Raw genomic sequence first — 2,947 nt, 5'->3', positions numbered from 1 at the left:
GGACAACCATAACGCCCTCATTCGTCATCTTGATCGACTGTCCCAGATTTCCGAAGTTGAGTTCGACTTGGACCTGCGCAGTATCAAGTAGATTGCGACCGACCCAATCCGGCGTTAGGATTGCGGCATTCCATGCACCGTTCAACACGATGGTCCATTCATCAAAAACCGGTCTCATAGCGGCCTCACACCTTGCACGCATCCGATACGGTCCAAGCACCAAAGATTCAGTAACATAAGATCTGAATATCCCAACCGCCTTCCAAGGTCAATTCCAATAGCTACAACCCAGTAATCTCATCTTCCTCGACGCTCTCGCCGCCTTCCTTGCGGGGCTTTCTGGGGGCTTCGAGGCTTTTCTCGATGAACTCGATCACCTTGCCGGCGACGTCGCGTTCGCTGGCCTGCTCGATTCCTTCGAGGCCGGGCGAGGAGTTCACTTCCATGATCACCGGGCCGTGGTTGGAGCGGAGCATGTCGACGCCGGCCACCTTGAGCTTCATCACCTTGGCCGCCGTCACGGCGGTCTTGCGCTCGATGGGGGTGAGCTTGGCGCGCACGGCCTCGCCGCCGCGGTGGATGTTGGAGCGGAACTCTCCGGGGGCGCCCTGCCGCACCATGCTGGCCACGACGCGGTCGCCGACGACAAAACAGCGGATGTCGGATCCACCGGCTTCCTTGATGAATTCCTGCACCAGGATGTTGGCGTGAATTCCCTGGAAGGCCTCGATCACGCTCTTGGCGGCCTGGCGCGTCTCGGCGAGTACGACGCCGATGCCCTGGGTCCCTTCCAGCAGCTTGATCACCAGCGGCGCGCCGCCGACGATGTCGATCACGCCGCTCACGTCTTTCGAGGAGTGGGCAAACCCGGTGACGGGAAGTCCCACGCCCTTGCGCGAGAGGAGCTGCAGGGTGTGGAGCTTGTCGCGCGAGCGCGCGATTGCCGTGGAGCTGTTCAGGCAAAAGACGTCCATCATCTCGAACTGCCGCACCACGGCGGCGCCATAGAAGGTATGGCTTGCGCCGATGCGCGGGATCACCGCGTCCACGTCCGTCAGCTCTCCGCCCGCATACACCACGCTCGGGCGGCCCGAGGCGATGTTCATGTAGCAGCGAAGGTAGTCGACGACGCGCACTTCGTGCCCGCGCTGCTCGCCCGCCTCTTTGAGGCGCTGGGTGGAGTAGAGCAACGGGCCGCGGCTGAGGATGACGATTCTCATGACTGGACTGATTTTCTCCCCGGCTTCTTCGAAGCCTTCTTTTTCTTCTTCACTTTTTTTGCCGCCCGCCGGTGCGCCAGGTCGGTCTCATGGCTCTGCACGTAGGAATGGCTCACATCCACCACGAAGCGCCGCTTGATGGCCGTGCGCCCGAGCAACATCCGGAAACCCATTTCATCGCGGTTGATGAGGGTGAGCTCAATGGGCCAGCTCTGCCCTCCCAGCGAGATCCGGGTCTCGATCACGGGCCGGTGTGTAATCGATCCCGTGGAACTCTTCACCTGCCGGTCTTCAAGAACCGGCGCTTCGCAACGCACTTCGACGCGGTTGGTTCGCTGCTCTGGATGGACGACAAAGCGCACCCAGGGCTGCCCGCTGCGCTCGAAGAACTCCAGGTCGTCGGCGTGCAGGGCGCTGGTGCGCGCCCCGGTGTCCACCTTCACCTTGGTGGTTACCCCAAGCTCGGGCAGCTCCACCCATTCGCGCCAGCCCACCACCTGGCGGGCGGCTTTTTGTACAGGGGCGCTCACCTGCGCTGCGTGCCTCCCCTGCGGGGGCTTTTCGCCGCACACGGGGCAATCTTCAAATTCACATGAAGGGATTGAATTTGATGACGCATATTGTCAAGCTCTCCCGCACACGCGCGGCTGCGCCGCCAATCTTGCTGGAGACTGTACCCCATGGCCCCGTCCAGAAAAGCCCTGCCCCTCGATTTCCCCGAAAGCGTCACCCTGCTCCTGCACGCCGGCAAGCTCGATGCCGCCCGCGAAGAGCTCGCCATGCTTTCCCGGGAGAATCCCGCCGATCCCCAGTGGCGCTACCAGCTCGGGCGCGTGTTGCTGGCCGGGGACCGGCCCCGCTACGAGGAAGCCATTCGCCATCTGAGCGCCGCGGTGCAGGCCGATCCCTCGCGCAGCAACTACCACCTGTGGCTGGCGCGTGCCTTTGGCATCAAACTCGAACACGGCGCCGTTGCCGCCGCGATGACCGGCGCTCCCCTGCGACTGGCGCGGCACTTTGCGAAGGCAGTTCAGCTTGACCCTGAGAACATTCCCGCCCGCGCCGACCTTTTTCAGTTCTCTTTGTTTGCTCCCGCAGTGCTCGGCGGCGGAGAAAAACGCGCGGCGCGGCATCTGGAAAAGCTGCGCGCACTGGCGGCCGGCACGCTGGTCTTCGACCAGGCCCTGGCCATCGAGGCCCTGCACCGCGGACGCATGGAAGAAGCAACCAACCACCTGCGCGCCGCCGGTGCGAAGGATGAGTCGCTTGCCGGGCACTTCGAGTTCCAGCTCGGCATCATCCACATGAGCGAAGAGCGGCGCGATGCGGCGGGTGCCCACCTTGCGCGCGCCCGAGAATTGGGCGGCGCGCTGGAGGCACCGGCCCAGACCCTGCGCAGCGACTTCATCCGCAACATCGCGTTCCAGAAAGCGCGCGTCGAGCTCGAACGAAATGTGCGCGTTTCGGTTACCCCCATGGGGCTTGGGAGCACAAGCAAGCGGCGCGAAGCAGTTCACCCCCACACGGCCGCGTTGCACGAAATTCTCTCGGAAATTTATGAAGCCGGCGGCGATCGCAGCAAGGCCGCCCACCACCGCGCACGCGCCGGGCTCTCCCGCGCGGCGTAGGGCTCAGGGCGCGCTCTTCCAGAACAGGAACGATTCTTCCGTGCCACGCGCCGGACACTCGGAGTAGGTCGTCACCGGCCAGTTCGCGCCGATGCAGGG

The 2,947-nt window shown here is 63.7% G+C and carries 3 protein-coding genes; 1 reads left to right on the top strand and 2 read right to left on the bottom strand.

Going from position 1 to position 2,947, the window contains the following annotated elements:
• Nucleotides 1-281: 281 nt before the first annotated feature.
• Both rimK and KDH09_15075 read right to left on the bottom strand, forming a co-directional pair.
• Entirely contained in the window at nucleotides 282-1,220 is a 939-nt protein-coding gene (rimK, locus tag KDH09_15080; GenBank protein MCB0221019.1) for a 30S ribosomal protein S6--L-glutamate ligase, read from the bottom strand.
• Nucleotides 1,217-1,750, bottom strand: coding sequence for an ATP-dependent zinc protease (locus tag KDH09_15075; GenBank protein ID MCB0221018.1), 534 nt, complete (start codon nucleotides 1,748-1,750; stop codon nucleotides 1,217-1,219). Before KDH09_15075 ends, rimK begins: the two co-directional genes overlap by 4 nt.
• A 150-nt stretch (nucleotides 1,751-1,900) precedes the next feature.
• On the opposite strand from KDH09_15075, the gene KDH09_15070 reads away from it, so the two are divergent.
• Nucleotides 1,901-2,848: a hypothetical protein gene (locus KDH09_15070; GenBank protein MCB0221017.1), complete on the top strand. Its 948-nt coding sequence runs from the start codon at nucleotides 1,901-1,903 to the stop codon at nucleotides 2,846-2,848.
• Nucleotides 2,849-2,947: the final 99 nt, after the last annotated feature.

It is taken from the genome of Chrysiogenia bacterium (genome assembly GCA_020434085.1).
In the GTDB taxonomy this organism is placed as follows: Bacteria; JAGRBM01; JAGRBM01; order JAGRBM01; family JAGRBM01; genus JAGRBM01.
This window is presented reverse-complemented; position numbering and strand designations above follow the sequence as displayed.

Bases quoted from the DNA above. Each gene is read 5' to 3' on its own strand.
- rimK (MCB0221019.1), bottom strand. From the start codon at position 1,220: ATGAGAATCGTCATCCTCAGCCGCGGCCCGTTGCTCTACTCCACCCAG.
- KDH09_15070 (MCB0221017.1), top strand. From the start codon at position 1,901: ATGGCCCCGTCCAGAAAAGCCCTGCCCCTCGATTTCCCCGAAAGCGTC.